General features: G+C 37.7%; 20 protein-coding genes. 1 reads left to right on the top strand and 19 read right to left on the bottom strand.

The genetic code is table 11. The features are described 5' to 3' along the window. Positions 1 to 301 precede the first annotated feature (301 nt). The 3 genes from ltaS to FC748_RS18675 all read right to left on the bottom strand — a co-directional run bounded on the left by ltaS (position 302) and on the right by FC748_RS18675 (position 5,010). Positions 302 to 2,254, bottom strand: coding sequence for a lipoteichoic acid synthase (gene ltaS / locus FC748_RS18685; protein ID WP_108031133.1), 1,953 nt, complete (start codon positions 2,252 to 2,254; stop codon positions 302 to 304). Between the two features lie 372 nt (positions 2,255 to 2,626). Continuing rightward, the gene (locus FC748_RS18680; protein WP_108031134.1) at positions 2,627 to 3,610 is read right to left on the bottom strand and encodes a bile acid:sodium symporter family protein; all 984 of its coding nucleotides are present in this window, start codon (positions 3,608 to 3,610) and stop codon (positions 2,627 to 2,629) included. 11 nt (positions 3,611 to 3,621) lie between these two features. Next, a complete protein-coding gene (locus tag FC748_RS18675) occupies positions 3,622 to 5,010 on the bottom strand; it encodes an FAD-binding oxidoreductase (RefSeq protein WP_108031145.1) in 1,389 nt (462 codons plus the stop codon). A 230-nt stretch (positions 5,011 to 5,240) separates the two neighbouring features. On the opposite strand from FC748_RS18675, the gene FC748_RS18670 reads away from it, so the two are divergent. Then, positions 5,241 to 5,966, top strand: coding sequence for a FadR/GntR family transcriptional regulator (locus FC748_RS18670; protein ID WP_108031135.1), 726 nt, complete (start codon positions 5,241 to 5,243; stop codon positions 5,964 to 5,966). A 203-nt stretch (positions 5,967 to 6,169) separates the two neighbouring features. On the opposite strand, the gene FC748_RS18665 is transcribed toward FC748_RS18670, so the two are convergent. From FC748_RS18665 to FC748_RS18595, 16 genes are all read right to left on the bottom strand, one after another. Then, complete coding sequence (locus tag FC748_RS18665) at positions 6,170 to 7,024, bottom strand: malate synthase (RefSeq protein WP_108031136.1); 855 nt, start codon at positions 7,022 to 7,024, stop codon at positions 6,170 to 6,172. A 626-nt stretch (positions 7,025 to 7,650) separates the two neighbouring features. Then, positions 7,651 to 9,015 (bottom strand): 23S rRNA (uracil(1939)-C(5))-methyltransferase RlmD, encoded by a 1,365-nt coding sequence (gene rlmD, locus FC748_RS18660; RefSeq protein WP_108031146.1) that lies wholly within the window; start codon positions 9,013 to 9,015, stop codon positions 7,651 to 7,653. A 107-nt stretch (positions 9,016 to 9,122) separates the two neighbouring features. Next, positions 9,123 to 9,245, bottom strand: coding sequence for a cytochrome bd oxidase small subunit CydS family protein (cydS, locus tag FC748_RS22490; protein ID WP_274519755.1), 123 nt, complete (start codon positions 9,243 to 9,245; stop codon positions 9,123 to 9,125). 12 nt (positions 9,246 to 9,257) lie between these two features. Beyond that, entirely contained in the window at positions 9,258 to 10,283 is a 1,026-nt protein-coding gene (locus FC748_RS18655) for a cytochrome d ubiquinol oxidase subunit II (RefSeq protein WP_024364479.1), read from the bottom strand. Next, positions 10,280 to 11,626 carry a cytochrome ubiquinol oxidase subunit I gene (locus tag FC748_RS18650; RefSeq protein ID WP_024364478.1) on the bottom strand — a complete coding sequence of 449 codons (1,347 nt, stop codon included), beginning with the start codon at positions 11,624 to 11,626 and terminating at the stop codon, positions 10,280 to 10,282. The genes FC748_RS18655 and FC748_RS18650 overlap by 4 nt, the downstream gene beginning before the upstream one ends. A 338-nt stretch (positions 11,627 to 11,964) precedes the next feature. Further along, on the bottom strand, positions 11,965 to 12,879 hold the full coding sequence (locus FC748_RS18645) for a diacylglycerol kinase (protein ID WP_024364477.1): 915 nt from the start codon (positions 12,877 to 12,879) through the stop codon (positions 11,965 to 11,967). A gap of 112 nt (positions 12,880 to 12,991) precedes the next feature. Continuing rightward, positions 12,992 to 13,555: a thioredoxin family protein gene (locus FC748_RS18640; RefSeq protein ID WP_108031137.1), complete on the bottom strand. Its 564-nt coding sequence runs from the start codon at positions 13,553 to 13,555 to the stop codon at positions 12,992 to 12,994. A 167-nt stretch (positions 13,556 to 13,722) separates the two neighbouring features. Continuing rightward, positions 13,723 to 15,150 carry an Asp-tRNA(Asn)/Glu-tRNA(Gln) amidotransferase subunit GatB gene (gene gatB, locus FC748_RS18635; RefSeq protein ID WP_024364475.1) on the bottom strand — a complete coding sequence of 476 codons (1,428 nt, stop codon included), beginning with the start codon at positions 15,148 to 15,150 and terminating at the stop codon, positions 13,723 to 13,725. Between the two features lies 1 nt (position 15,151). Continuing rightward, a complete protein-coding gene (gene gatA / locus FC748_RS18630; RefSeq protein ID WP_024364474.1) occupies positions 15,152 to 16,615 on the bottom strand; it encodes an Asp-tRNA(Asn)/Glu-tRNA(Gln) amidotransferase subunit GatA in 1,464 nt (487 codons plus the stop codon). A gap of 24 nt (positions 16,616 to 16,639) precedes the next feature. Then, complete coding sequence (gene gatC, locus FC748_RS18625) at positions 16,640 to 16,927, bottom strand: Asp-tRNA(Asn)/Glu-tRNA(Gln) amidotransferase subunit GatC (protein ID WP_024364473.1); 288 nt, start codon at positions 16,925 to 16,927, stop codon at positions 16,640 to 16,642. Positions 16,928 to 17,213: 286 nt separating this feature from the next. Next, positions 17,214 to 18,350 carry a CamS family sex pheromone protein gene (locus FC748_RS18620; RefSeq protein WP_024364472.1) on the bottom strand — a complete coding sequence of 379 codons (1,137 nt, stop codon included), beginning with the start codon at positions 18,348 to 18,350 and terminating at the stop codon, positions 17,214 to 17,216. 130 nt (positions 18,351 to 18,480) lie between these two features. Continuing rightward, positions 18,481 to 20,478 carry an NAD-dependent DNA ligase LigA gene (gene ligA / locus FC748_RS18615; RefSeq protein ID WP_108031138.1) on the bottom strand — a complete coding sequence of 666 codons (1,998 nt, stop codon included), beginning with the start codon at positions 20,476 to 20,478 and terminating at the stop codon, positions 18,481 to 18,483. A 14-nt stretch (positions 20,479 to 20,492) separates the two neighbouring features. Beyond that, positions 20,493 to 22,745 (bottom strand): DNA helicase PcrA, encoded by a 2,253-nt coding sequence (gene pcrA / locus FC748_RS18610; protein ID WP_108031139.1) that lies wholly within the window; start codon positions 22,743 to 22,745, stop codon positions 20,493 to 20,495. A 31-nt stretch (positions 22,746 to 22,776) separates the two neighbouring features. Continuing rightward, positions 22,777 to 23,466, bottom strand: coding sequence for a heptaprenylglyceryl phosphate synthase (gene pcrB, locus FC748_RS18605; protein WP_108031140.1), 690 nt, complete (start codon positions 23,464 to 23,466; stop codon positions 22,777 to 22,779). 109 nt (positions 23,467 to 23,575) lie between these two features. Next, positions 23,576 to 23,896: a YerC/YecD family TrpR-related protein gene (locus tag FC748_RS18600; protein ID WP_004225717.1), complete on the bottom strand. Its 321-nt coding sequence runs from the start codon at positions 23,894 to 23,896 to the stop codon at positions 23,576 to 23,578. A 16-nt stretch (positions 23,897 to 23,912) separates the two neighbouring features. Then, on the bottom strand, positions 23,913 to 24,965 hold the full coding sequence (locus FC748_RS18595; protein ID WP_024364468.1) for a DUF3048 domain-containing protein: 1,053 nt from the start codon (positions 24,963 to 24,965) through the stop codon (positions 23,913 to 23,915). Positions 24,966 to 25,037 lie beyond the last annotated feature (72 nt).

Raw genomic sequence — 25,037 nt, 5'->3', positions numbered from 1 at the left:
ATTATAGGATATTCGGTTATTCACTTATCCCCTAAAACTTCATTGCTTCTACTTCTAAAAACGAATCGTCCTTAACACCGTAATGCTAGTTTCAGCAATAAAGTCATTATTATAGTATAACCTAGCTTTTGTTATTTATCTTCATACAGTTCCTACTTTAATTAGATTTCTAACTTCTAAAATCAGGAAATACTATGCACTAGCAGCTCGTGTTAAAAAGCGAAAAGGCAGTCCTAGCTAACGGTACAATATCATAAACTTCGTGATATCAAACTCATCATCTTGAACTGCCTACTAATTATTATTTAGCTTCTATACTGTCATCTTTGTTGTAATTGTACTTTGAAGGATCTACTGGCGTATAACCTGTTGGTTTATAAAATCGCAGTAAATCACCATTCACTACTTTGTCAGATAAGCCTAATTTAAAATCTACTTCTTTTTTAATAGCTTGTGCTGCCTCTAGTTGACTATCATCTAGTAGTAATCCAGTTTTATTATCATAAAATTTTTCATTAATTGAATAAATCTCTGGACTCACAAAATCGCCATTTCTAAATGGCACAATTTCATTATGCTCATCTGATAATAAATCTGAACCGAATTGAATAAAGTTTTGCGTATCAATTCCTAGTAAATGTAAAAGTGTTGGAAGCAAGTCTGTTTGACCACCATACGTATGGTTGATACCACCTTGCATACCTGGAACATGAATAAATAATGGGACACGTTGTAAATTAGCACTTTCATATGGTGTAATTTCTTTCCCCAAAACTTGTTCCATTGCTGCATTATGATTGTCTGAAATACCATAATGGTCACCATAAAGAACAATCATTGAATTATCATATAAACCTGATTCTTTTAGTTGATTAAACATTTGTTCAATTGCTTCGTCGGCATAGCGTGCTGTTTGGAAATAATTATCTACACTTGCATCGCCTGTATTCGCTTTATCGATTGTTACTAAGTCTTGATTCATTTTATATGGATAATGGTTCCCTACCGTAATTAATTTAGTATAAAACGGTTGTGGTAAAGAATTTAAAAAGCTTTGCGATTGTTCAAAGAACGGTTTATCTAACAAACCATATTCAGCCATGTTATCTGAAGAGGCTGTGTCATAATAACTTGCATCATAAAACTTATCAAATCCAAATGATTTATATATAACATTTCGGTTCCAGAAGCTTCCGTTGTTACCGTGGAAGACAGCCGATGTATAACCATAATCTTTTAAAATACTTGGTGCTGCTTGATACGTATTTTGTGCTTTTGTAATATAAGCAGAACCTTGTGGTAATCCGAATAAAGAGTTTTCTAACATAAATTCTGCATCAGACGTTTTACCTTGACCTGTTTGATGGAAGAAATTATCGAAATACAATGTATGATTATCTTTTGCTAATGAATTTAAAAATGGTGTAACTTCTTGACCGTTTAATTTATAGTCGATTAGGAAGTTTTGGAATGATTCTAAGTGTAAATAAATTACGTTCATTCCTTTTGCTGCACCAAAATATTTTGCATTCGGATTAGCGTAGTTCGATTTTGTATAGTTAATTACTTCGGTAATATCACTACTATCAGCCAACGCTCTTTGTGAGGAAGCTTTCATCGTTTCTACTGAGTCATAAATCGTATAGTTATACATACCTAAATATTTCACAATATAGTTTCTATCAAACCCTCGCGTTAATAGTTGAGGGCGACTAGCCTCAGCTAATCCTAAATTGACAACTGATACGATTAATGCAAAAGCAATAATCGTCATTGCTTTTTTATATCCAAATGATTTTGTTTCTTTTCGAACTTTGCTTGAGAATCGTAAATAAAACATGACAACGACATCCACAAAGAACAAAATATCATAAGGTTTTAATAATGAAAGAATACTACCACCTAAATCGCCAAAGTTTTGCGTTTGGAAAATGGTCGGTAATGTAATAAAATCACTAAAAAATCTGTAATACACTACATTAGCATATAAAAGAATTGACATCAGCGTGTAAATAGCAAGCAGTAATGTATATCTTCTCTTTCCTCTAATTAAAAAAGCAATCCCTAAAAATAGCATTGCTGAACCTAGTGGATTTAAGAGTAAAAGGAAATGTTGAAGTGCTCCTTCTACACCTAGATCAAATTGTGCTGTTTGCGTGATGTATGTTTTCATCCATAACATGACTACAGCTACTATATATATCCCTAAAAAACTGTTTAATAAGTCACTTTTTTTACTTATTAGACTTTTCATTTCTGCACCTACCTATTACTTATTAATAGAAATCTAATGTTAGATTGTTCGTATAAATTTCGGAAAATTATTACTTCACTATAGCTTTTTTTCGGTAGCTAATGTATAATACTCCCGTTTTCGCACTTCTGTCAAGTTGTAGACGATATTGCAAGAGAATAAGTTTCGTTTCTCACTACTGCTGCTATGCTTGCCATAAAAACATCCTACAAACATTAGTTTTACTAACCTTTGACAATACATTTATTTGTGAAAAGATTTATCCTAAAAGAAATCGATCGTAACATACCTATAACGAGCAAAAAGAAGAACGAATCCAGCAAAATTGGAATTCGTTCTTGTCTTATTTATATTGATAACGTCTACCATCTCTTATACTTGTGTTTCGACGTTGCTTTCTTGTATTTTTTCACTAAGCTGATGTTCAATGTTTTCCGTTTTTTTCGACCAATAAGTGGCAAGAATTGGACCGGAAATATTATGCCACACTGCACCAAGAACACTCGGTAAGGCAGCTAACGGACCAAAATGGGCAGTGGCTAATGCTACCCCAAGACCAGAGTTTTGCATCCCCACTTCAATGGAAATCGCTCTCCGATTACTTTCATCAAGTCCTAATAGCAGCGCTGTTAAATAGCCAAGCAGCAGTCCAAATGCATTATGAAGCATTACTGCCGTAAAAATAATAAATCCTGCCGATGCTATGCTATCAACATTGCCAGCAACAACCGCAGAGACAATAATGATAATAGCCACTACTGAGATAAGAGGAATGACGTTAATGCTCTTTTCTACAATCTGTGGAGCAAATTTTCGTATGACGATGCCCAAAATAATCGGCAAAATAATCACTTGAATAATAGAAGTAAACATTGCCATTGGATCGACCGGCATCCATTTACCTGCAAGTAATAGTAGTATGAATGGTGTGGCAATTGGCGCTAATAACGTTGAAAAGGAAGTCATCGTAATGGATAATGGGACATTGCCCTTCGCTAAATACACCATGACGTTCGAAGCAGTACCCCCTGGAACTGAACCGAGAAGAACAAGCCCTGCCGCTAATTCTGCGGGTAAGTTCATGATATAGGCAATGGAAAAAGCAGTCAGCGGCATAATAAGATATTGAGCACAAACACCAATAATAACGGGCACTGGATTCGTTAAAATTAATTTGAAATCAACCGCTTTCAACGTTAGTCCCATACCAAACATAACGATGCCGAGCAAAATTGTAATATAGCCCCCAAATAGTAAAAATGGGTCGGGAATGATAAAAGCAATAACAGCTATGCAGATGACCCATAGCGCAAAGTATTTTCCAGCTATCGTACTAATCGCTTCTAATATTTTCATATTCCCACTCCCTATTTCTTTATTTTTAATATTTTATTTGGATTCAACAGTGCATCCGGATCAAGCGCTTGTTTAATCTTTTCCATCACAAGCAGTGCTTTCCCATGTTCTTTCTCTTGGTATTTCTGTTTCCCTATACCGACACCATGCTCTCCTGTACAAGTTCCCCCTCGTTCAAGCGCATACATAACAATTAATTCATTAAATTCATCCGCCTTTGCTATGTCATTAGCATCCTGCATATCAATCATTAAAAGAACATGGAAATTGCCATCACCGACATGTCCAACAATCCCCCCTGTAAGAGCAAACATATTCAGTGTTTTTCTTGCATGTTCAATAGCCCCTGCTAACTCAGAAATCGGTAAACAAACATCTGTCACCATCAGTTTTTTTCCTGGATGTCCATGGACATAGGCGTAAGCTAAATTATGGCGAGCTTCCCATAGCTGATTTCGCGCTGCATTGTCAGTCTCAAAAACTATATTTTGACAATTATGCTCTGCTACAATTTCTTTCATAAAATCAACGTCTTGCTTTAAACCAGCTTCATTTCCATGAAACTCTAAAAATAACGTTGGTTGCTCCTCATAAGCTGTTTTACTATGCAAGTTCACTTGTTTCATAGAAGGTTCATCAACCAGTTCGACTCTTGCGATTGGAATTCCGGCCTGTAAAATACTAACGACTGCTTCGACTGCATCATTGACTGTTTTGAAAGATGCTCGAGCAGCCATTACATATTCAGGAAGTCCATAAACTTTTAGCGTCAATTCCGTAAAGCAACCGAGCGTTCCTTCAGACCCTACAAAAAGACCGTTCAAATGAAAGCCAGATGATGATTTTTCCGCTAAATTACCGGTATGAATAACCGTACCATCTGACAGCACAACTTCTAAATCTCGAACTTGATCGCGCATTACTCCATATTTAACAGACGTTGTGCCACTCGCATTTGTCGCGGCCATTCCACCTAGTGTTGCATCTGCCCCAGGGTCCACTGAAAAAAACAAACCGTATTTTTTTAACTCTTTATTTAACTGCGAACGCGTTACCCCTGGTTGAACTTTTACGAGAAAGTCCTTCTCTCTCACTTCTACTATGTTGTTCATGTCTGAAAAATCAATGGTAATCCCTTGTTCATAAGGAATTACATGTCCTTCCAAGCTTGTTCCTCTGCCAAATGGGACAATTGGAAATTTATATTGATTTGCAATAGTTAGTATGTGACTCACTTGTTCAGTTGTTGTTGGAAACACAACGATATCCGGCAAACTAGCTTGATGATAAGATTCATCACTACTATGTTGTTCTAAAATTGTTTGATTGATTGTTACTTGGCTTTCTGACAGAACACCTTGTAGCGCGCTCACCAATTGTTCATTTGTTACACTTGCCATCATTTTATTCTCCCCTTTTTTTCTCCCATTTTCCCAAAGTCATGAATGATAAATGAATAGGTTGTACCAATCTTCATAAATATTAAAATTGGTCCAACCATTTTTATTATACTTAATATTCAGAAAATATCAATAATTAATAATTTTCTTTCATTGCTAACGAGGTGGGAATTCTGTATGATTAAAGCGTTTATACTTTTACTATGTAATTGAGGGGAAGGACATAGGAAATGCTGCAACCAAAGAAAAAAGCTTATCAAGTTATTGTAGATCAAATACAGGAATATTTTTTAAATGGAGAATTACAGCCTGGAGAAAAACTACCGACGGAAAGAGAATTAGCGAGTCGCTTTAATGTAAGTCGAACATCGGTTAGAGAGGCACTGCGAAAGCTTGAAATAAAAGGAATTATAGACATTAAACAAGGCAGTGGCAGTTTTCTGAAATCACCTGAATGCCATTCATTAGGACAAGAGCTTTCCTCTACCATTTTAAAAACAGAAAAAAAACTTATTTATGAAATGCTAGAGCTTCGCCAAACACTTGAAGTAGAATGTGCCTTTTTAGCTTCACAACGAGCCACTTCTGAAGATTTAGAACGAATTGGGCAAGCATTGGAAATGATGAATCAAGTAAAAAATGACGTGGAACTAGGTATTCAAGCTGATTTAAGCTTCCATATTAATATCGTTCTCGCTGCTCATAATTCAATCTTCTCGCAATTATTTCAAACCCTTAGCGAACATATGCAAGATACAATCCGTGTGACCCGAACACAGCGCTTGAAAGACTTAGACCGTACGCAAGAAACTATAGATGAACATAAAGAAATTTACTTGGCCATCGCAGCCGGTGATGCCACGCAAGCCAAACAACTAATGGAAAAGCATATTAAGCAAATCCGAAGAGAATTGACCGCCTCCCTTTTCAATCATATTGGCGAACAACATAAATAAACTGCATCTACTCAATAAAAAAAGCCACGGATTGATATTAAATCCTTGGCTTTTTTGACAAAAACTAAAAATACATAAATCAGTAGATCTTATTTATATTTCATACAAAAAAACGAATCCCATTAATAAGAATTCGTTTTTGATAAATGATTGTATAGAAACATGTCAGTTCCCTGTCATTCTTATTATCTTTGGGATAACGTCTAAATACGCAATAATGCCCCATTCGGCTTTGGTAAATCATGAACTGTTATCTGATTCATTTTACAAAAATGTTTTAAAAATTGTTGTGCAAGCTCTCGTTCTGTTGGTTCACTTTTCAATGAAACGATATCAAGTAAAATTTGAGCCATCCATAAATTATCAAAATAACGGTATTTACCTGTATTCCATGTCATTTTGTTAGGGTATTTTTTATCTATATAATATTTCCAAAAAAGTAGCTGATTCGATTCCTGTTCTGTAAGTTGGAGTCTGTATTTTGAATGGGCCGGAATATTCCCATCTTCACACAGCTTACCGATAAAATCTTCATTCACCATATAGACACCTAAAATACGTCTGTCTTTTTCAGACATGCCGGAATCTAATGCTGTTAATAGGACAGCGCTATTTTGGTGCATGCGGTTAGGTTTGTTTGGCTTTCCTTTGTTATTACCACTTTTTATAGCGCCTGAAAAAACCTTCCACTCTAACAAAGAACTAGTCTGTTCTTCTGTGTCACATTTAAAAACCATTTGAGATTCTGGATGCAGTTTATGATGTTTCATCAGTTTTTCGTGTTCTAAGCGAAGTTTTTGGTTTCTTCGTTGCAGTTTTTTTTCTTCTTCCTTCCTCATTTCTTCTTCCTTACGTTCAATTTCCTTTTTTTGTATTATTTTTTCAATTAACTGAGCATCACTTTTATCATGTAATTTTAAGTACTTTCCAAATACATCAGGAAAAACAAACATTTTATTTTCTGTTGCAAAATGTATTTCAATAATGGACTCATTATGTTTAACGATACTACCCATGCCAAAACGCTTATGTGTAACTTTTTTATTAATTAGATTCATTATTCTAGTCCTCCTTATGGAATAAAACCTCGGTTACTATTAGATAGTCAATTAATCATTTAATTCAACTACCTACCTCAAAAAGCCCACATAACTGTTTTAATTTTTTTCTTCGTCTTAATAAGGGATATTAAAAAAACGTATCCAAATTCTATCTGCAAAAAAGGTCAGCGGAATTCGAAATACGATTTAAAAAAACAATTATAAGACTATTATAACATTTTTTATAAAAATCACAAACTTATTGTTGACAACATATTTTATTATGAGGTAAAATTAAAAATTATTCTCTAAATCCTCATGAAATTAGAGCCTTATAACAAATCACAAAGCTTCTGAAAAGCCCCTATAAAATGCAACTGATTTCCGGTGTTAAGATAGGAAATCTTCATAAAATAGATTATATAAGTAGTTCCTTTCCTAGAAAGAACGGATGGAAATCTATGTACTAATCCTATAGGCTGAACATTCTTATTTTCCAATTAAGTTCCATATGAAAAGACCCCAATTTCGCAAAAGTTATTTGCAAAATCAAGGTCTGTATTGAAAATATCTACTTTTTCAAGTTTTATAGGAATGCTGTTAAATTTTTCGAATCAATCAATAATATATGTGTCCCCTGTATATTAAACTAACGCCAACCACGCAACAGCCTCACAATGTGTAGAATGCGGGAACATATCAACTGGTTGTATTTCTTGTGTTTTGTATCCGCCATCTTCCAAGATGCGTAGGTCGCGTGCGAGTGTGGCTGGGTTACATGATACGTATACTACGCGTTTAGGACGCTGCTCTAAAATCGTTTGTAAAAGGGCTTCGTCGCATCCTTTACGTGGTGGGTCGACAACTAGGACATCCGCTTCCTTGCCTTCCTTATACCAGCGTGGAATGACTTCCTCTGCTGGGCCTGCCTCGAAGTACGTATTGGTAAAGCCGTTTAGCTCTGCATTGCGTTTTGCATCTTCAATAGCTTGGGGTACAATTTCAACACCCATCACCGCTTTTGCTTTTTGTGCTAGGAATAAAGAGATGGTACCGATGCCGCAATAGGCATCAATGACACGTTCATGTCCTTGTAAATCAGCATAGTCAAGCGCTTGCTTGTAAAGCACTTCGGTTTGCTGTGGATTTACCTGATAGAAAGAACGTGCTGAAATTTCAAAGCGTACATCGCCGATAGCGTCAATAATGACGTCTTTGCCCCAAAGGTTAATCGTTTCATCACCAAAAATAACGTTTGTTTTATCGCTATTGATGTTTTGCATAATGGATGTAACATTTGGTACTAGCTTTAGTATGCTCGCTACAGCGGCATCTTTTTGCGGGAATTTTTTCTTTTTCGTCACAAGTACAACCATGACCTCACCTGTTGCACGTGCTGTACGGATTACGACGTGACGTAGCATGCCTTCATGTGATGCCTCATTGTATGGTTGCATGCCGATAGCTGTTAATTCTTTTTTAAGACCAGAAAGAATTGCGTCTGCCTCGCCCGTTTGAATGAGACAGCGATCCATATCGACAATGGTATGGGATTTTGTTTTGTAAAAACCAGCAATCACTTGACCGGCGTCATTTGTGGAAAATGGAATTTGGGCCTTATTACGATATTGCCATGGTTCCTCCATCCCTTTCACTGGTAAAACGGGTGCGTCGATTTTGCCTAGACGTTGCATAACATTACGCACCATATTTTCCTTCCACTTTAACTGACCTTCATACGATAAGTGCTGTAACTGACAGCCCCCACATTGCTTGAAATAATCACAAGGTGCTTCTACTCGATCAGGTGAAGGCTTTAAAATATCCAAGACTTTTGCAAAGCCATAATTTTTTAATGTTTTTAAAACATGGACTTCTGCTGTTTCATTCGGTAAAGCCCCTTGGATAAATAATGGATAGCCGTCCACTTTTGCGACACCATTGCCATCATGTGTTAAATCTTCTATATAAACTGTAAGTTGGTCATTCTTTTTTACGGGTGCTGACATTCGTACATCCTCCATTTCAATCTCCTTATTGTAGCATGTGATAGCGGAGGAAAAAAGAACAAGGCTTGAATTTATCAGGTTGTGCTAATTTTGCTAAAAAAGAGCCGCTATTCGCGACTCTCTTTGTTATTTTTTCTTACATAATCATCCTTTGGTGCCCACCAAAACATAATGATGATACTAATAATGACGACTATAAACGGCGCATAAAATATTTCGATTTTTTCCATACCTATATCCCCCTATGCATGATGGTCTTCTTTTCCTGTCACGTAATTTTTGTTGAATAGGAATAATTTCAACAATAAATAAAGCGAAGGCAGAAGTAAGCATAATCCTAAAATAAAGACGATGACTAATGCAATGGCCATTTGCGTGCTTGTGAAGCTATCGTAAATTGTTAAATACGGATACAGTAAATATGGATATTGTGCGATGCCATAGGCGAAAAATGCTACCGCGAACTGAGCGATTAATAATCCTACTGCAAGACCGTAATTTTTTCGCATCCATAGTAATATCACTGTAATGATAAATAATACGGCAGAAATAGCAAACATCCACCATAAATTAACCATATGCTGATAGCTTTCAGGGTTAATGGATTTCATCTCATACATAATACCAAGTGCACTAATCATTAAAGGTGCTGCCCAAATAAGGGCGTATTTTCGCATTAAATTTGTAGCCTCTACATCGGTTGCTTTATGTGCATACCACGTTAAAAATACTGCAGATATATAAAGAACAGCCGCTATACTTAATACGACAATACTCCAAGCAAATGTACTTGTATATAATGTCCAATAATTCAATACAGGTTGCCCTTCCACAATGTCTACATAACCGCCACCTGCAATAGCAAAGACAACAGAGAGCGAAGCTGGAATCAATAAACCTGATACGCCATATGTCAGCGTGTAACCAATATGTCCGCGTGCCCCGTACGCCTCAAATGCATAATACGACCCTCGAATTGCCAACAACACTAAAGAAATGCTGACTGGAACAAGCAAAATCGTTCCATAATAGAAGGCGGTTTGTGGAAAGAATCCTACAATCCCTACAAAGAAAAATACTAAAAAGACATTTGTTACTTCCCATACAGGCGATAAATAACGCTTAATAATATTAGTTATGACATGATTTTTTCCAATAAGTAAACTGTAAGCATTGAAAAATCCTGCCCCAAAATCAATAGATGCCACCATCACATAACCGAAAAGGAATATCCATAAAACTGAAATTCCTAGCACTTCTAATGTCATATGATGTCACCGCCCTTTTCTGTATGCCGATCTTCAATTTCACGTTCAATCGGATTCTTTTTAAACATACGAACTAATACGACTGTACTTCCTATTCCAAGTACAGTATACACACCTGTGAATAACAGCATCATTAAATCTACATGATCGCTCGTTGTAGCGCCTTCTGGTGTGCGCATAATACCGTATAATATCCACGGTTGACGTCCAACTTCCGCAAGCCACCAACCGGCTTCAATCGCAATAATTGACAGTGGAGCACCTGCTACAATAATCCATCTAAACCATCGTGCATGAATAAAGCGCCAACCTCGTGGTTTCCCTACTACGTAAAGGAAAGACACTAATACCATAAACATGCCGATAAAGACCATAATATTAAAAAGATAGTGTATATAAAGTGGTGGTCTGTCTTCCTCCGCATATTGATCTAAACCAATAACTTCTGCATTTGGATTATTGCGTGCTAGTATACTTAAAGCATAAGGAACCTTGATGGCATACTTAACTTCCTCGCCATCCAATACACCGAATAAAACCAATGAAGCTTTATCTGTTGTTTCAAAATGCCATTCAGCCGCTGCTAATTTTTCTGGTTGGTATTCCGCTAAGTATTTACCTGAGAAATCGCCTATAATTGCTGCTGCAATTGATGAAACTAAACCGATTTTCATCAGTAAAAATAGAGACTTTTTATGGTAAACATGATCTGAGCCTTTGAGCATACGGTAACCTGCAATGGCTGCCAAGACGAATGCTGATGTCATATAGGCTGTAACGAGAACATGCGCAACTTTTGTTGGCATAGCCGGGTTAAACATTGCTAGAAATGGTTGAATATTTACAAGCTGTCCGTCCACAATATCAAAGCCTTGAGGTGCGTTCATAAAGGCATTTACCATTGTGATAAAGACAGCTGACATGGATGCACCAACTGCAACAGGTATTAGGAGTAACATATGCTTTTTCTGGCTATCAAAGCGATCCCATGTATATAAATAAATTCCTAAGAAAATGGCTTCAAAGAAAAATGCAAAGGTTTCCATAAAGAGCGGTAATGCTATCGTTTGCCCTGCAAGTTGCATAAAATTCGGCCATAGTAACGATAATTGCAATCCAATAGCTGTTCCTGTTACGACTCCTACAGCAACGGTAATGACGAAACCTCGTGCCCAACGTCGCGCCATCAAAATATAATGTTCATCATTCTTTTTATATCCAGTCCATTGTGCAATCATGATCATTAACGGCACACCGACACCAATCGTTGCATAAATGATGTGGAATGATAACGTAAGCTCCGTTAACGCACGACTCCAAAAGACTGCTGATTCATTAATCATCTCATTGCCCTCCTAACTTCCAAATATTCTTCCAAGTATGGAAAGTAGCATGATAATTGCAACACCAAAACTTAACCAAATAAGCTTTTTTTCCTGTGACTTATACAACTGCACCACTTCCTTTCCCTTTCCCATACCCATATTTTCCACTATTCCAACGAAAAAAACCTTTATAATGGTCCGATATTTCGGCCTATTATAAAGGTTTCAAATTTTGTTCAAGTAATATACGCACATTTGCCAAACATTTTTCTTAATTCGTTCACAACCCTTTATTATATGGAAATAAAATACAAAAAGCGTAAATTTATAAAATAAAATTTACGCTTTTTGTTAATCTAAATACGGTCTTCCTCACGAATATCTTCAATTGGTACAAAAATTTCAATATGGCGTTTTAAGTTTTCAAAAGTCGCAGGCGCATCTCCACCATATTCACCATCTAAATTTAAATGAACTTCACTATCCGTCGTTACTTTTACGACACTTGCTTTTTTATAAATAACGCGATCATCCTTTAAATGCTCGCCTCGTAAAGCCATTGCTGCAAGTTGAATAAATTCTGGCAAGCTTACTTTTTTTAATACTATTAATGTGAAGTAGCCATCGTTTATGCTCGCATCTGGTGCAAGCTTTTCAAAGCCTCCTACTGAATTCGTTAAGCCACATAAAAACATCATGGCATCGCCATCGAATACTTCACCATCATATTCAATACGCATATGTGATGCCTTAATAGATGGAATCATTTCAACTGCTTTTAAATAGTAGGCAAGCTGTCCAAGCATTGTTTTCATTTTGCTAGGTACTTCGTACGTTAGCTCAGTAATACGTCCTCCAGCAGCAATATTGATGAAATAGCGTTCTCCATTTAACAATCCAACATCAACTGGTAAGGTATCGCCTTTAATAATAATATCAACGGCTTCATCAATATTTCGTGGTATATGGACAGCACGTGCAAAATCGTTCGTTGTCCCCATAGGAATTAGACCAATTTTCGGACGTTTTTCGAATTGGCCTACACCAGAAACAACTTCATTTAACGTCCCATCGCCACCAACTGCTATGATAATATCAAATCCACGTTCTACTGCATTTTTTGCTGCCTCTATTGCATCACCTTCACAAGTTGTTGCGTGACAAGATGTCTCATAGCCTGCTACCTCTAGTTTCTCCAATACTTCTGGTAGATGCTTTTTAAACACTTCTCGCCCAGATGTAGGATTATAAATGATTCTTGCTCGTTTCATAACATACCTTCCTGCTTCATAAGATTCTAATACTTTCAACGAATTTTTCGTTGAAATGTTGCACTACTATTACTACGCCAGTGCAAACACCTCTGGCGCTAAACAAAGTGTTTTATTTTTGTAATGCTGCTGTTACATGTTTTTTGAAATCTTCATATACATAAGTCCAATTTGTTTTGTTAGTAATATTGTCTTCACGAATTTCAGCGTAAAGCGATTTTTGTGCTTCCTCAAAATTCGGGTCTTCTTTATCTGGCAACGTCGCTCTTTTGTTCACAACAATATCCTGTAACTCTGGCGCACGTGGTCCCCATTTACCTATCACTTGTCCCGAATCATTTAATAAAATATACATCGGAATCGCGCGTCCACCATTTGTTAAATAACGGTCGATTAAATCTGTATCTGCATCACGGAAAACTGTACGCATATCTAATCCAGCTGCTTCAGCAACACGGCGAATAATTGGATTATTTAGCATTGCATCGCCGCACCAATCTTCTGTAATGGTTAAAATTTTTGGTTGCTTGTCCTTCAGTAACGTTACAAAACCATCGTTTGTTGGCACTTCAAAACCATCATAAATTAGAAAGCTATCTTCTTTTAGCGTCGTCATCTGATCCATATATTGTTGAATTGAAATGGCTTCTTCAAAATATTGTTGCTCAGTTTTCATATACTATCCCCTTTTTAAGTGATGTGATTGTTTCTATTCTATATTTTGCTATGAATACTCTTTTTAGACAACTATTAAGTGCTACTTTTTGTTAGTATGTACAGTCTTTACATTTAAAAAGCCAAGAAAGTGAAGACACTTTCTTGACTCGTTGTAATAGCAAAAAATTAGCGTTTAGCAATTTCTTGTTGTAATAATTTATTAACCATTGGTGGGTTCGCTTGGCCTTTTGTCGCTTTCATAATTTGACCGACTAAGAAGCCAATTGCACGATCCTTACCATTTTTAAAGTCCTCTATTGATTGTGCATTGTTATCTAATACTTCTGTAACAATTGCTAATAAGGCACTCTCATCTGAAATTTGAACTAAACCTTTTGCTTTTACAATGTCTTCAGCTGAACCGCCATTTTCTACTAATTCAGCAAATACTTTTTTACCGATTTTAGAAGAAATTGTACCGTCCGTAATTAACTTCACCATACCAGCAAGGTTTTCTGGTGTTAATGCTGTATCTTTTAAATCTTTTTGTTCAGCATTTAAATAAGCTGAAACATCGCCCATTAACCAGTTAGCTGAAAGTTTTGCATCTGCACCATCAGCTACCATCGCTTCAAAGAAATCCGAAATTTCTTTAGAAATAACAAGCACGCCCGCGTCATAAGGTGTTAAGCCTAATTCTTCAACATAGCGTTTTTTACGAGCATCTGGCAGTTCAGGAATTTCTGATTTAACGCGCTCTAACCATTCATCGTCGATTGACAGACGCACCAAGTCAGGCTCTGGGAAGTAACGATAATCATCTGTTCCTTCTTTCACGCGCATTAAAATTGTTTTACCTGTTTTTTCATCAAAGCGACGCGTTTCTTGATCAATCACGCCACCTGAAAGTAATACGTCCGCTTGGCGTAACTCTTCGTGCTCAATCCCACGACGTACGTAGTTGAATGAGTTCAGGTTTTTAAGCTCTGTTTTTGTACCGAATTCCTCTTGGCCATATGGGCGAATCGAAATGTTGGCATCACAGCGCAGTGAACCTTCTTCCATTTTACAGTCTGAAACATCTGTATATTGGATAATGGATTTTAATTTTTCAAGGTAGGCATACGCTTCATTTGCTGTGCGAATATCTGGCTCAGACACGATTTCTACAAGCGGCGTCCCTTGACGGTTAAAGTCCACAAGTGAGTGGTCACCAGCATGCGTTAGTTTACCAGCATCTTCTTCCATATGAAGACGTGTAATACCGATACGTTTTGTATAACCATCTACTTCAATATCAATCCAACCGTTTTTACCGATCGGCTTATCGAATTGCGAAATTTGATAAGCTTTCGGATTATCTGGATAGAAGTAGTTTTTACGGTCAAATTTTGTTTCTTGTTCGATTTCCATGTTTAATGCAAGTGCTGCACGCATTGCGAAATCTACAACATTTTTATTTAAGACAGGTAGGACACCAGGGTAGCCTAGGTCGATTACTGTTGTGTTTGTATTTGGTTCAGCACCGAAGTGAGCTGGCGCTGGCGAGAAGATTTTTGAGTTTGTTTTTAACTCAACGTGTACTTCTAAACCAATGACTGTTTCAAAGTTCATGTTATTTTCCCTCCCAAATTTGAGGAACTTCTTTATGGAACGCAGTAGCTTGCTCGAATGCATGCGCTACACGGTAAATTGTTGCTTCATCGAAGTATTTACCGATAATTTGCAAGCCTAATGGTAGACCATTTTCAAAACCACATGGAATTGAAATGGCTGGCACACCTGCTAAGTTCATAGGAATTGTTAAAATATCGTTGGCATACATCGTCATCGGATCATCTACATTTTCACCAATTTTAAATGCTGGTGTTGGTGCAGTAGGTCCAATGATTACATCAAAGTCTTCGAATACTTTGTCGTAGTCTGCTTTGATAAGTGTACGTGCTTGTTGCGCTTTTTTGTAGTAAGCGTCATAAGTACCTGCGCTAAGAGAATATGTTCCTAGCATGATACGACGTTTTACTTCATCACCAAAGCCTTGCGCACGTGTTTCTTTGTAAAGGTCCATTAAATTCGTCACGTTTTCAGCACGGAAGCCGTAACGGATCCCATCGAAACGAGAAAGGTTTGATGAAGCTTCAGAAGAAGATAGGATATAGTAAGCTGCAAGTGCATATTTAGAATGAGGAAGTGATACTTCTTCTACTGTTGCACCTAAGCCTTTTAGTACTTCTAATGCATCCAGTACAGATTGACGTGCTGCTTCGCCAACACCTTCACCTAAAAATTCTTTTGGTACAGCAATACGTAAGCCTTTGACATCGCCAGTTAGTGCTGCTGCGAAGTTTGGTACTTCTACATTTGCTGAAGTTGAATCGTTAGGGTCTAAGCCTGAAATGGCTTCTAATAGAAGCGCATTGTCTTCAACATTACGTGTAATTGGTCCGATTTGGTCTAATGAAGAAGCAAATGCTACTAGTCCAAAACGAGATACACGACCATATGTAGGTTTCATCCCTACGACACCGCAATATGCTGCAGGTTGGCGGATTGAGCCACCTGTATCTGAACCAAGTGAAAATGGCACTTCTCCTGCTGCTACTGCTGCTGCAGATGCACCTGATGAGCCACCTGGTACGTGGTTCAAGTTCCATGGATTTTTTGTTGTTTTATAGTATGAGTTTTCATTTGAAGAACCCATTGCAAACTCATCCATGTTTAATTTTCCGATTGTAATCATGCCAGCTTCGCGTAGCTTATTTACAACAGTTGCATCGTATATTGGCATAAATCCTTCAAGAATTTTAGAAGCACATGTTGTTTCTAAGCCTTCTGTTACGATATTGTCTTTCACGCCAATAGGAAGACCAAAAAGTGGTCCACGTTTTTCAAATGGTACTTTGTCCATTTCAGCTGCTTGTGCAGTTGCTTTTTCTTCGTTTGAAGCAAGGAAAGCTTGTACATCGCCGTCAAGCTTTGCCACTCGTTCATATGCTTCTTTTGTTAAGTCAGCGATTGTTAGCTTACCAGCTTTAATATCAGCTTGTAGCTCCTTTGCTGAACGTTCAAATAACGTCATGAGGAATCCTCCTATGTTTTAGTATTACATGATAGCTGGTACTTTTACTTGACCATCTTCTTGTTCTTTTACATTTAACATCATTACATCGCGGTCTAAACCTTTAGTAGCCACGTCTTCACGCATTACGTTTACTAATGGTAAAACGTGTGTTGTTGGTTCAACATTTGTAGTATCTAACTCGTTTAACTGCTCTGCAAAGTCAGTAATTTTCCCAAGTTGCTCAGCAAATTTTTCCGCTTCTTCTTCTGTAATTGCAAGACGTGCTAAATTCGCAACGTGCTTAACCTCTTCTTTTGTTAATTTTGCCATTGTTCACACCTCCGAATACTATCCAATTCATTGTTTTTATCGATAACAATAGGGTTGAATAAAGTTAACCATGCCCATTATCATAACATTTTTCCTACTAAAAATCACAACTTTCACCAAAAATATAGAAACTTTCACTACTATGACAAAGTGTTGTCTTATGATGTCTTCTATTGTTGAAATGGACAACATCATCCATAGCGCATTTCCGTACTTTGAGGCTTATTACATACTATGTCTTGTTCTCATTTCATTAAAAAATAGCCAGCACAAGGCTGACTATTGTTTACTCATACACGTGTACATATGGGTCTTTATCATTCGCTTCTTTCATAATTAAAGCTTCTGGACCATTAACCGATGTAATGCTCACTTCGACATTAATATTATCAAATTGATTGATAAGGACGCCCGTCAAATATTGTGTGAAACCAATAATTTCAGCCGTGCCGAAAAATTGGATTGGAATTTCAATTGAGAGCTTTTGTATTTTTTTATTTTGATAGAAGCCAGTGCCGATGACACTCGTATAGTTAGAAAAATATTTATCAACATCTTGTTTGAAGTTTTTAAAATTATTACTTACATCTCGATATGCATCATGTGTGTCATCTGTAGGGAACATCACATATTCTTCATCTAGCGCCTGCCAATCGCCAATATCATTTTGCCCTTCTTTGGCAACACCATAAGTAAAATACGTACCTGGAATTATTTCATTGCGCGCTCGCTGTTTAAATAGCCCTACGACAATCGGTACATCTTTTAGTTCATCACGTGTACGCATACGGGAAACGATTTCAGCCGCCATCTTTTTGCCTTGTTCAATAAGAGCAGACTCCGGAATAGGCTCCTCGTAATACTCCCCATATTGTTCTTTCTGATAATAATAAATAGAATTCAAAGCGAGCCCGATTGAAATACCACCTAGTTTTACTTTGTTATCATCCGTTTTCTTTAAGTAGTTTTGCTCGACAATATGGGCCAAATAAACCGGCGCTTTTGTTGCACGTTCTTCTGGCGTCATAGCGTCTGTTGTCGGAGGATTTAAACCATCCTCCGTTTGTGAACTACGCGCTAACCAGGAGCTTACTGTGCTTTCAGCTAAATATTGCCCTTCTTGGAAGTAATAATTTTCTGTGTCAAACTCATTTTGAGAAAGACGCATTAACCCTGTTTCAACTTCCTTCATATCATACTTCGTGTAAATATTTGAAACGACTAATCCACGGCTTGCACTTTCTTTATATGGAATGAGTGTTTTATAAAAAGATTCATCAATCTGTAGACTAGGAATAATCGTTGTTTCCGCTTTTTCCTGTTGCGTTTCCTGTGTAAGCTCTGTCTCCTTCTTATTCGAAGGCACACAGCCGACTAGCATTGCAGCAGCTACAATTGCTGGAATGAGTCGAAATGACTTCATTATGTTAGTACCCCTTTACTAATATCAGATTCGTCTTGGACAAATTATATTTGACGCCACTAATTTTCGGGCGCAAATATTCTTCATGCTTTACTGTTTTCTTGCGTTATGAAACTTTACTTTAAATGAGTTAAGTCAGTTGCTCAATTAGGTCATCTTCGTTCCAAATTTCAATGCCTAGTTGTTGTGCTTTCGTTAGTTTGGAACCTGCATCCGAACCAGCAATAACAAGGTCTGTTTTCTTACTAACACTGCCTGTGACAATTCCACCTAACTCTTCTATTTTCGCCTTTGCATCGTTCCGTGTCAATTGCTCAAGTTTACCAGTTAATACGATTGTTTTCCCTGCAAATGGATTGTCTCCTACGATTACTTCCACCTTTTTGCCTTTATATGTCATATTGACACCCGCTTCAGCAAGTCGTTTAATAACAGCACGGGCATCTTCATTAGCAAAATACTCAACGAGTGACGAGGCCATTTTATCGCCAATTTCATGAATCGCAACAAGTTGTTCTTCAGATGCAGCCATCACCGCCTCCATCGTCTCAAATTCCTCTGACACGATTTTCGCTGCCTTCTCTCCAACATGTCGTATTCCTAACCCAATCAATAGACGTTCCATCGAATTGTCCTTAGATGCTTGAATAGCTTTCACTAGGTTGGTAGCTGATTTCTCACCCATTCGTTCCAACTCTACTAATTGCTCCACTGTTAACTGATATAAATCGGATACATCATGAATTAAATCAGCGCGCAACAGTTGCTCGACAACCTTCTCTCCAAGCCCATCAATATTCATGGCGTTACGGGAGACAAAGTACTTGATGCTCTCTGCAATTTGGGCAAAACAAGCTGGATTCACACAGCGTAAGGCAACCTCCCCCTCAATTCGAATCAGCTCACTATCACATACCGGGCAATTTGGCGGTATTTCGTAAGGAGTTGAATCTTCGGGACGTTGCTCTAATAATACTCCGACTACTTGAGGAATAATATCCCCAGCTTTTCGGATAATGACGGTATCTCCAATGCGAATATCCTTCTCGCGAATTAAATCTTCATTGTGTAGAGAGGCGCGTTGCACTGTAGTTCCAGCTACCAGTACCGGTGCTAAAATCGCAGTTGGTGTGACAACGCCAGTGCGCCCTACTGTTAAATCAATATCAAGTAATGTTGTGACAACTTCTTCAGCGGGGAATTTGTAGGCAATTGCCCATCTTGGACTTTTTGCCGTATAGCCGAGTTCATCCTGCTGTGCAAAACGGTCGACTTTGATAACAATACCATCAATTTCATAGGCTAAATTCGGTCTGTTTTCTGTCCAATATTCAATAAAGGACACTACTTCCTCAATGGACGCGCAACGTTGACGCTCCTTATTTGAAGGGAAGCCGATTCCTTCTAAATAATCTAGCATTTCGCCATGTCCATCAATTCCGTACGCCTCACCATCTCCCCCAATTGCATAGATAAAGGTTGATAATTGACGACTTGCGGCAATTTTAGGATCTAATTGACGCAATGAACCTGCAGCGGCATTGCGAGGATTTGCAAATAATTCTTCGCCATTTTCTGCTCGCTGGGCATTCAATTTTTCAAATGATTTTTTAGGCATATAGGCTTCGCCACGTACTTCAATCGTAATTGGTTCTTTTAAGCGCAGTGGCACAGCACGAATCGTTTTTAAATTCGCTGTTATATCTTCTCCTACAACGCCATCACCGCGTGTAGCTCCTTGTACAAAAACACCATTCTCATATTTTAATGAAATAGCAAGACCATCTATTTTTAATTCGCAAACATAAGAAAAGTGATCGCCGATTGCTTGACGAATTTTACGGTCAAACTCTTGTAAGTCCGCTTCATTAAATGCGTTTGACAGACTTAGCATCGGATAATCATGCGTCACTTTCTTAAATCCTTCTACGATTGCACCGCCTACACGTTGTGTTGGTGAATCAGGATAAATAAGTGAAGGATTTGCCTCTTCTAATGCAATGAGTTCATGTAATAGTTGGTCATATACACTATCTGCAACTAGAGGGTTATCTAGCACGTAATACGCATGCCCATATTCATGCAATAATTTATTTAACTCCGCTATGCGCTGTTCAATTTCATTCATTTAAGTTCCTCCGCTTACGCTTTTTCAATAGGTGCAAATTGCGCCAATAGTCGCTTAATACCGATTGGTTGTGGAAATGCGATATCAAGTTCTGTACTATCACCTTCACCTTTTACGCTAACAACCATACCTGTTCCCCATTTTTTATGAAACGCTTTATCCCCAGCCTTCCAACCGAATTGGTCGCCTCCAGTTGCTTGCAGGCGTGCAGTTGCTGGTTGTGTATGCTGGTGCGCGCCAAGTGTGCGTTTTGAATACCCACTAGACGAGCGATTACTTGATGCAAATGGTACTTCAGGTTTTGAACCACCTTTGGAAATTGACTCTAAAATGTCCTCTGAAATTTCACGTAAGAAACGGGAAGCATTGTTAAAGCTTGAACGACCAAAAATTGTACGCGATTGTGCACATGTTAAATACAACCGTTCCTCTGCCCGTGTAATGCCAACATATGCCAGTCGTCGTTCCTCTTCCATTTCATCGTTGTCGTCTAAAGAACGAGAGTGAGGGAAAATATTTTCTTCCATGCCAATAATGAAAACGACAGGGAATTCTAATCCTTTTGCAGCATGCATCGTCATTAAAATAATATTTCCTTTTGATGCATCTTCCTTGTCAAGCGCATCGATATCGGCAATAAGAGCTAAGTCCGTCAAGAAGGCGATTAAGCTCTTATCTTCACTGCGTTCTTCAAACGCTTTTGTTACAGATAAAAATTCCTCAATATTTTCTAAACGACTTTCCGCTTCAATGGACTTTTCGTTTTGTAACATCGCACGATAGCCTGATTTCTCAATTACTTGTTCCACGATTTCCGTCACAGATAAGTAATTTTGCATTTCTGTAAAACCTTTAATCATTGCATAAAAATGTTCCGCTGAAGCAGCAGCTTTTCCTGTTAGTCCCATAAAGATTAGATCATTCATCGCATCAAAAATGGAGCGATCCTGATCAATTGCATAGCGTGCCATTTTTTCAAATGAGGTAGCACCAATACTGCGCTTCGGTTCGTTGATAATACGCGCAAGCGATAAATCATCGTCATTGTTGGCGATTAGACGTAAATACGCCAATAAATCCTTTATTTCTTTACGGTCATAGAATTTTGTACCACCCACAATTTGATACGCCATATTGGACTTCACAAGCACTTCTTCCATCACACGAGACTGTGCATTTGTACGGTATAAGATGGCGAAATCATCAAATGAACGATTTTCCTTCTCCATAAGCTGTTGGATTGTTTGCACGACAAACTGCGCTTCTTCCTGCTCATTATATGCTTTATATAAAGCAATTTTTTCACCATGTGCATTTTCTGTGCGCAGCTCTTTCGGATAACGGCTTGTATTATTTTGAATGACGTCATTTGCCGCTTGGAGGATGCGCTTTGTAGAGCGATAATTTTGCTCTAACATAATGACCTTAGCATTTGGATAATCTTTTTCGAACGATAAAATATTGCCAATATCAGCGCCTCGCCAACGATAAATGGATTGGTCGGAATCCCCTACGACACAAATATTTTTAAATTTTTTCGCAAGTAATTGCACTAATAAATATTGCGATTTATTAGTATCTTGATATTCGTCAACATGTATATATTGAAATTTATTTTGATAGTATTCTAATACTTCAGGTACTCGTTTAAATAAGGTAATCGTTGTCATGATTAAATCATCAAAATCGAGTGACTGATTGCGTCGTAATCTTTTTTCATAGCCTTTATAAACAAGGGCAACCGTTTTTTCATACGGATTATGTTCATTGATTTGCGCTGCATATTCATCTGCAGTTATGCATTCATTTTTTGCTGAACTAATCGCATTTAAAATAGCACGTGGTTCAAAACGCTTAGGGTCAATATTTTCATCTTTTAAGACATTTTTAATAACTGATAGCTGATCTGTCGAATCTAAAATCGAGAAGTTGCGTGAAATACCTAGTTGCTCGATATTACGGCGCAAAATGCGTACGCACATCGAGTGAAATGTTGATACCCACATGCTGTCGCCCGTTCCATTTCCGAGAATGCCATCTATCCGCTCTCTCATTTCACGAGCAGCCTTATTCGTGAACGTAATCGCTAAAATCTTTGATGGGTATACTTCTTTTTCTATGATTAAGTACGCAATACGATGTGTTAGTACTCTCGTTTTGCCCGAACCAGCGCCTGCCATAATTAGCAATGGCCCTTCAGTTGTTTTTACTGCTTTTTCCTGTTCGGGGTTCATACCTACTAATAAGTTTTTTGTTAAATGCTCCATTTCGCACCGCCTTACAAACATTTGTTCTTAATTATATCGCATTTTTTACAGCCTTAACAGTCGAAAGTGCAGCTTTTAAATCCTCATATATAATATTTCCCACAACTACAGTATCAGCAACTTGTGCCATTTCAGCAGCTTGCTTAGAAGAAGTTATGCCACCACCGTAAAAGAGCTTTGTATTTTGCAATTCATTTTTCACCGCACGTACTATTGCAATATCGCCATATACTCCGCTATATTCTAAATAAAATACAGGCAATTTAAAGAAGTTTTCTGCCATTCGTGCATAGGCCACTACATCATCCGTCGATAAATCGGTATTCGCTTGTGTTACTTCTGCAACTTTACAATTTGGATTTAAAATACAATACCCTTCAGCTACTAACTCATCCCAAACCATAATATCGCCATATTCTTTAATAGCCTCATGGTGTAAATTTTTAATCCATTTCGGGTCATCACTATTTAACACCGTTGGAATAAAATAATAGTCATAGCCAGGCGTTACTGCATCAATTGTTGAAATTTCCAGCGCTATTGGTACTTCAAAGCGACGCACACGAACAAGCAAATCTAATACGCCATCTAATGTTACGCCATCTGTGCCGCCAACCAAAATAACATCCGTTCCAGATTCACAAATTTTTTCTAGTGCTTCATCCGATATGTCCTTTGCTGGGTCTAACTTGAACACATGTCTCCACTCTAAATAATCCATCTATTTTACCACCTATCATTTTCTATCTATTCGTTTACAAGTATAGCTTATGGCTCTCTACAAAAAAATATAAAAGACTGAGCAGAAACTCTACCCAGCCTCTTACCTACTATTCTTTTGGTGCTTGAAACGGCTTTTCATCTGGATACAAACGACCTAACATTTCATCATATGTATCGTTACCATAATCAAAGCAGCGACGTACACGAGAAATTGTTGCGGTACTTGCCCCTGTCTCCTTTTTAATGGATTCATAGGTTTTCTTTAAACGTAATAAATGTGCTACCTCAAAGCGTTGTGCTAGTGATTGAATTTCACTAATCGTACATAAATCATCAAAAAATTTATAGCATTCTTCAATGTCCTTCAGTTCTAGTACTGCTTTAAATAACTGATCTGTTTGATGCCCTCGAATTTTTTCGATTTGCATACAGTTTTCCTCCCTCTTAAGGCTGCGTTTTCACCATTGCTTGTAACCCTGGTGAAGCTGGTACGAAATGAACCCATGACTTTCCTGGAACTAGCTTTACAAGGTCACCAGATTCTTCGACAGCCATTGGTAATCCATCGATATTAGCCCATTTTACTTCTCTTAAATAACCATTTTGCAATACATACGCATTTCCACCAGAGGTTAAATCAATATCTTGACGACCCACATTATCAATTGTTTGGTGATTCATTTCAAAAAATAACACATTTGCAAATGTTAATGCTTCGCCTGTCAACATATCTTTCGTTTCCACGCCTGCCGATTGTCGTCCATAACGATTCGTTTGATGATCGTACACATACGTATTGTGGAAATAATTACTATTCCCATAGTTAATGTCAACTTGACTTGTTTCAACGCCTATTTTACCACGTTCATCGGGTTCATAAAAAGCCTGATGCACTTTTTCACTGTAATTCATTGAAGCGCCTACTTTTTCAGCACCTTTTAATATATTTTCAGAGGTAATATAAGAGTTATGTGGAGCTACGCGATCATTCGAGCGTTTAAACAGTGTACCATCGTAATTCATACCATTTATATTATCCACAACATTATTGCTAAGCATCGCTTTTGCCTCTGGGCTGTAGCCATGTGCGACATAAAATGCCCCAAGACCTTTTGCCATATCTACAAAATATGAACGTGCACTTCGTACTGGGCCAATGTTTTCTGGTAAATCACTTTGATAGACTGCTAGTAAACGCGTAACGTCTCCTTCAGCTAGCATTTCATAAATAATATCTGCGGATGCCAAACCTGATTGAGGGCGTGCGGCAGGATGATTATTAATGGTCACTATAATTGGACGCTGTGTTACTTCTTCTTCAACACTCTCTCCTGTTAACGGTGCCACAAATGTCTCTTGCTTTGCAGGCTCTTCAATAGCTGGCTTGTCATCTACTTTCGTTGCTTCCTCATCTGATTCAGATGCATCTTTTGAACATCCACCGATGAACAAGGCGCTTAATGCTAAGCCAACTAGTAGTTTTTTTGATTTTAACACTTGCATTACTCTCCTTTAGTCAATGCCGCTCTGATGTAATGTCTATTTGCTGGTGCTCTGGCGCTATATAAA

Source organism: Lysinibacillus sphaericus, from assembly GCF_005217585.1.
Lineage (GTDB): Bacteria > Bacillota > Bacilli > Bacillales_A > Planococcaceae > Lysinibacillus > Lysinibacillus sphaericus.
This window is presented reverse-complemented; position numbering and strand designations above follow the sequence as displayed.

Excerpts from the sequence above, each read along its gene's own strand:
- ltaS (WP_108031133.1), bottom strand. The coding sequence starts at position 2,254 with ATGAAAAGTCTAATAAGTAAAAAAAGTGACTTATTAAACAGTTTTTTA.
- FC748_RS18680 (WP_108031134.1), bottom strand. The coding sequence starts at position 3,610 with ATGAAAATATTAGAAGCGATTAGTACGATAGCTGGAAAATACTTTGCG.
- FC748_RS18675 (WP_108031145.1), bottom strand. The coding sequence starts at position 5,010 with ATGGCAAGTGTAACAAATGAACAATTGGTGAGCGCGCTACAAGGTGTT.
- FC748_RS18670 (WP_108031135.1), top strand. The coding sequence starts at position 5,241 with ATGCTGCAACCAAAGAAAAAAGCTTATCAAGTTATTGTAGATCAAATA.
- FC748_RS18665 (WP_108031136.1), bottom strand. The coding sequence starts at position 7,024 with ATGAATCTAATTAATAAAAAAGTTACACATAAGCGTTTTGGCATGGGT.
- rlmD (WP_108031146.1), bottom strand. The coding sequence starts at position 9,015 with ATGTCAGCACCCGTAAAAAAGAATGACCAACTTACAGTTTATATAGAA.
- cydS (WP_274519755.1), bottom strand. The coding sequence starts at position 9,245 with ATGGAAAAAATCGAAATATTTTATGCGCCGTTTATAGTCGTCATTATT.
- FC748_RS18655 (WP_024364479.1), bottom strand. The coding sequence starts at position 10,283 with ATGACATTAGAAGTGCTAGGAATTTCAGTTTTATGGATATTCCTTTTC.
- FC748_RS18650 (WP_024364478.1), bottom strand. The coding sequence starts at position 11,626 with ATGATTAATGAATCAGCAGTCTTTTGGAGTCGTGCGTTAACGGAGCTT.
- FC748_RS18645 (WP_024364477.1), bottom strand. The coding sequence starts at position 12,879 with ATGAAACGAGCAAGAATCATTTATAATCCTACATCTGGGCGAGAAGTG.
- FC748_RS18640 (WP_108031137.1), bottom strand. The coding sequence starts at position 13,555 with ATGAAAACTGAGCAACAATATTTTGAAGAAGCCATTTCAATTCAACAA.
- gatB (WP_024364475.1), bottom strand. The coding sequence starts at position 15,150 with ATGAACTTTGAAACAGTCATTGGTTTAGAAGTACACGTTGAGTTAAAA.
- gatA (WP_024364474.1), bottom strand. The coding sequence starts at position 16,615 with ATGACGTTATTTGAACGTTCAGCAAAGGAGCTACAAGCTGATATTAAA.
- gatC (WP_024364473.1), bottom strand. The coding sequence starts at position 16,927 with ATGGCAAAATTAACAAAAGAAGAGGTTAAGCACGTTGCGAATTTAGCA.
- FC748_RS18620 (WP_024364472.1), bottom strand. The coding sequence starts at position 18,350 with ATGAAGTCATTTCGACTCATTCCAGCAATTGTAGCTGCTGCAATGCTA.
- ligA (WP_108031138.1), bottom strand. The coding sequence starts at position 20,478 with ATGAATGAAATTGAACAGCGCATAGCGGAGTTAAATAAATTATTGCAT.
- pcrA (WP_108031139.1), bottom strand. The coding sequence starts at position 22,745 with ATGGAGCATTTAACAAAAAACTTATTAGTAGGTATGAACCCCGAACAG.
- pcrB (WP_108031140.1), bottom strand. The coding sequence starts at position 23,466 with ATGGATTATTTAGAGTGGAGACATGTGTTCAAGTTAGACCCAGCAAAG.
- FC748_RS18600 (WP_004225717.1), bottom strand. The coding sequence starts at position 23,896 with ATGCAAATCGAAAAAATTCGAGGGCATCAAACAGATCAGTTATTTAAA.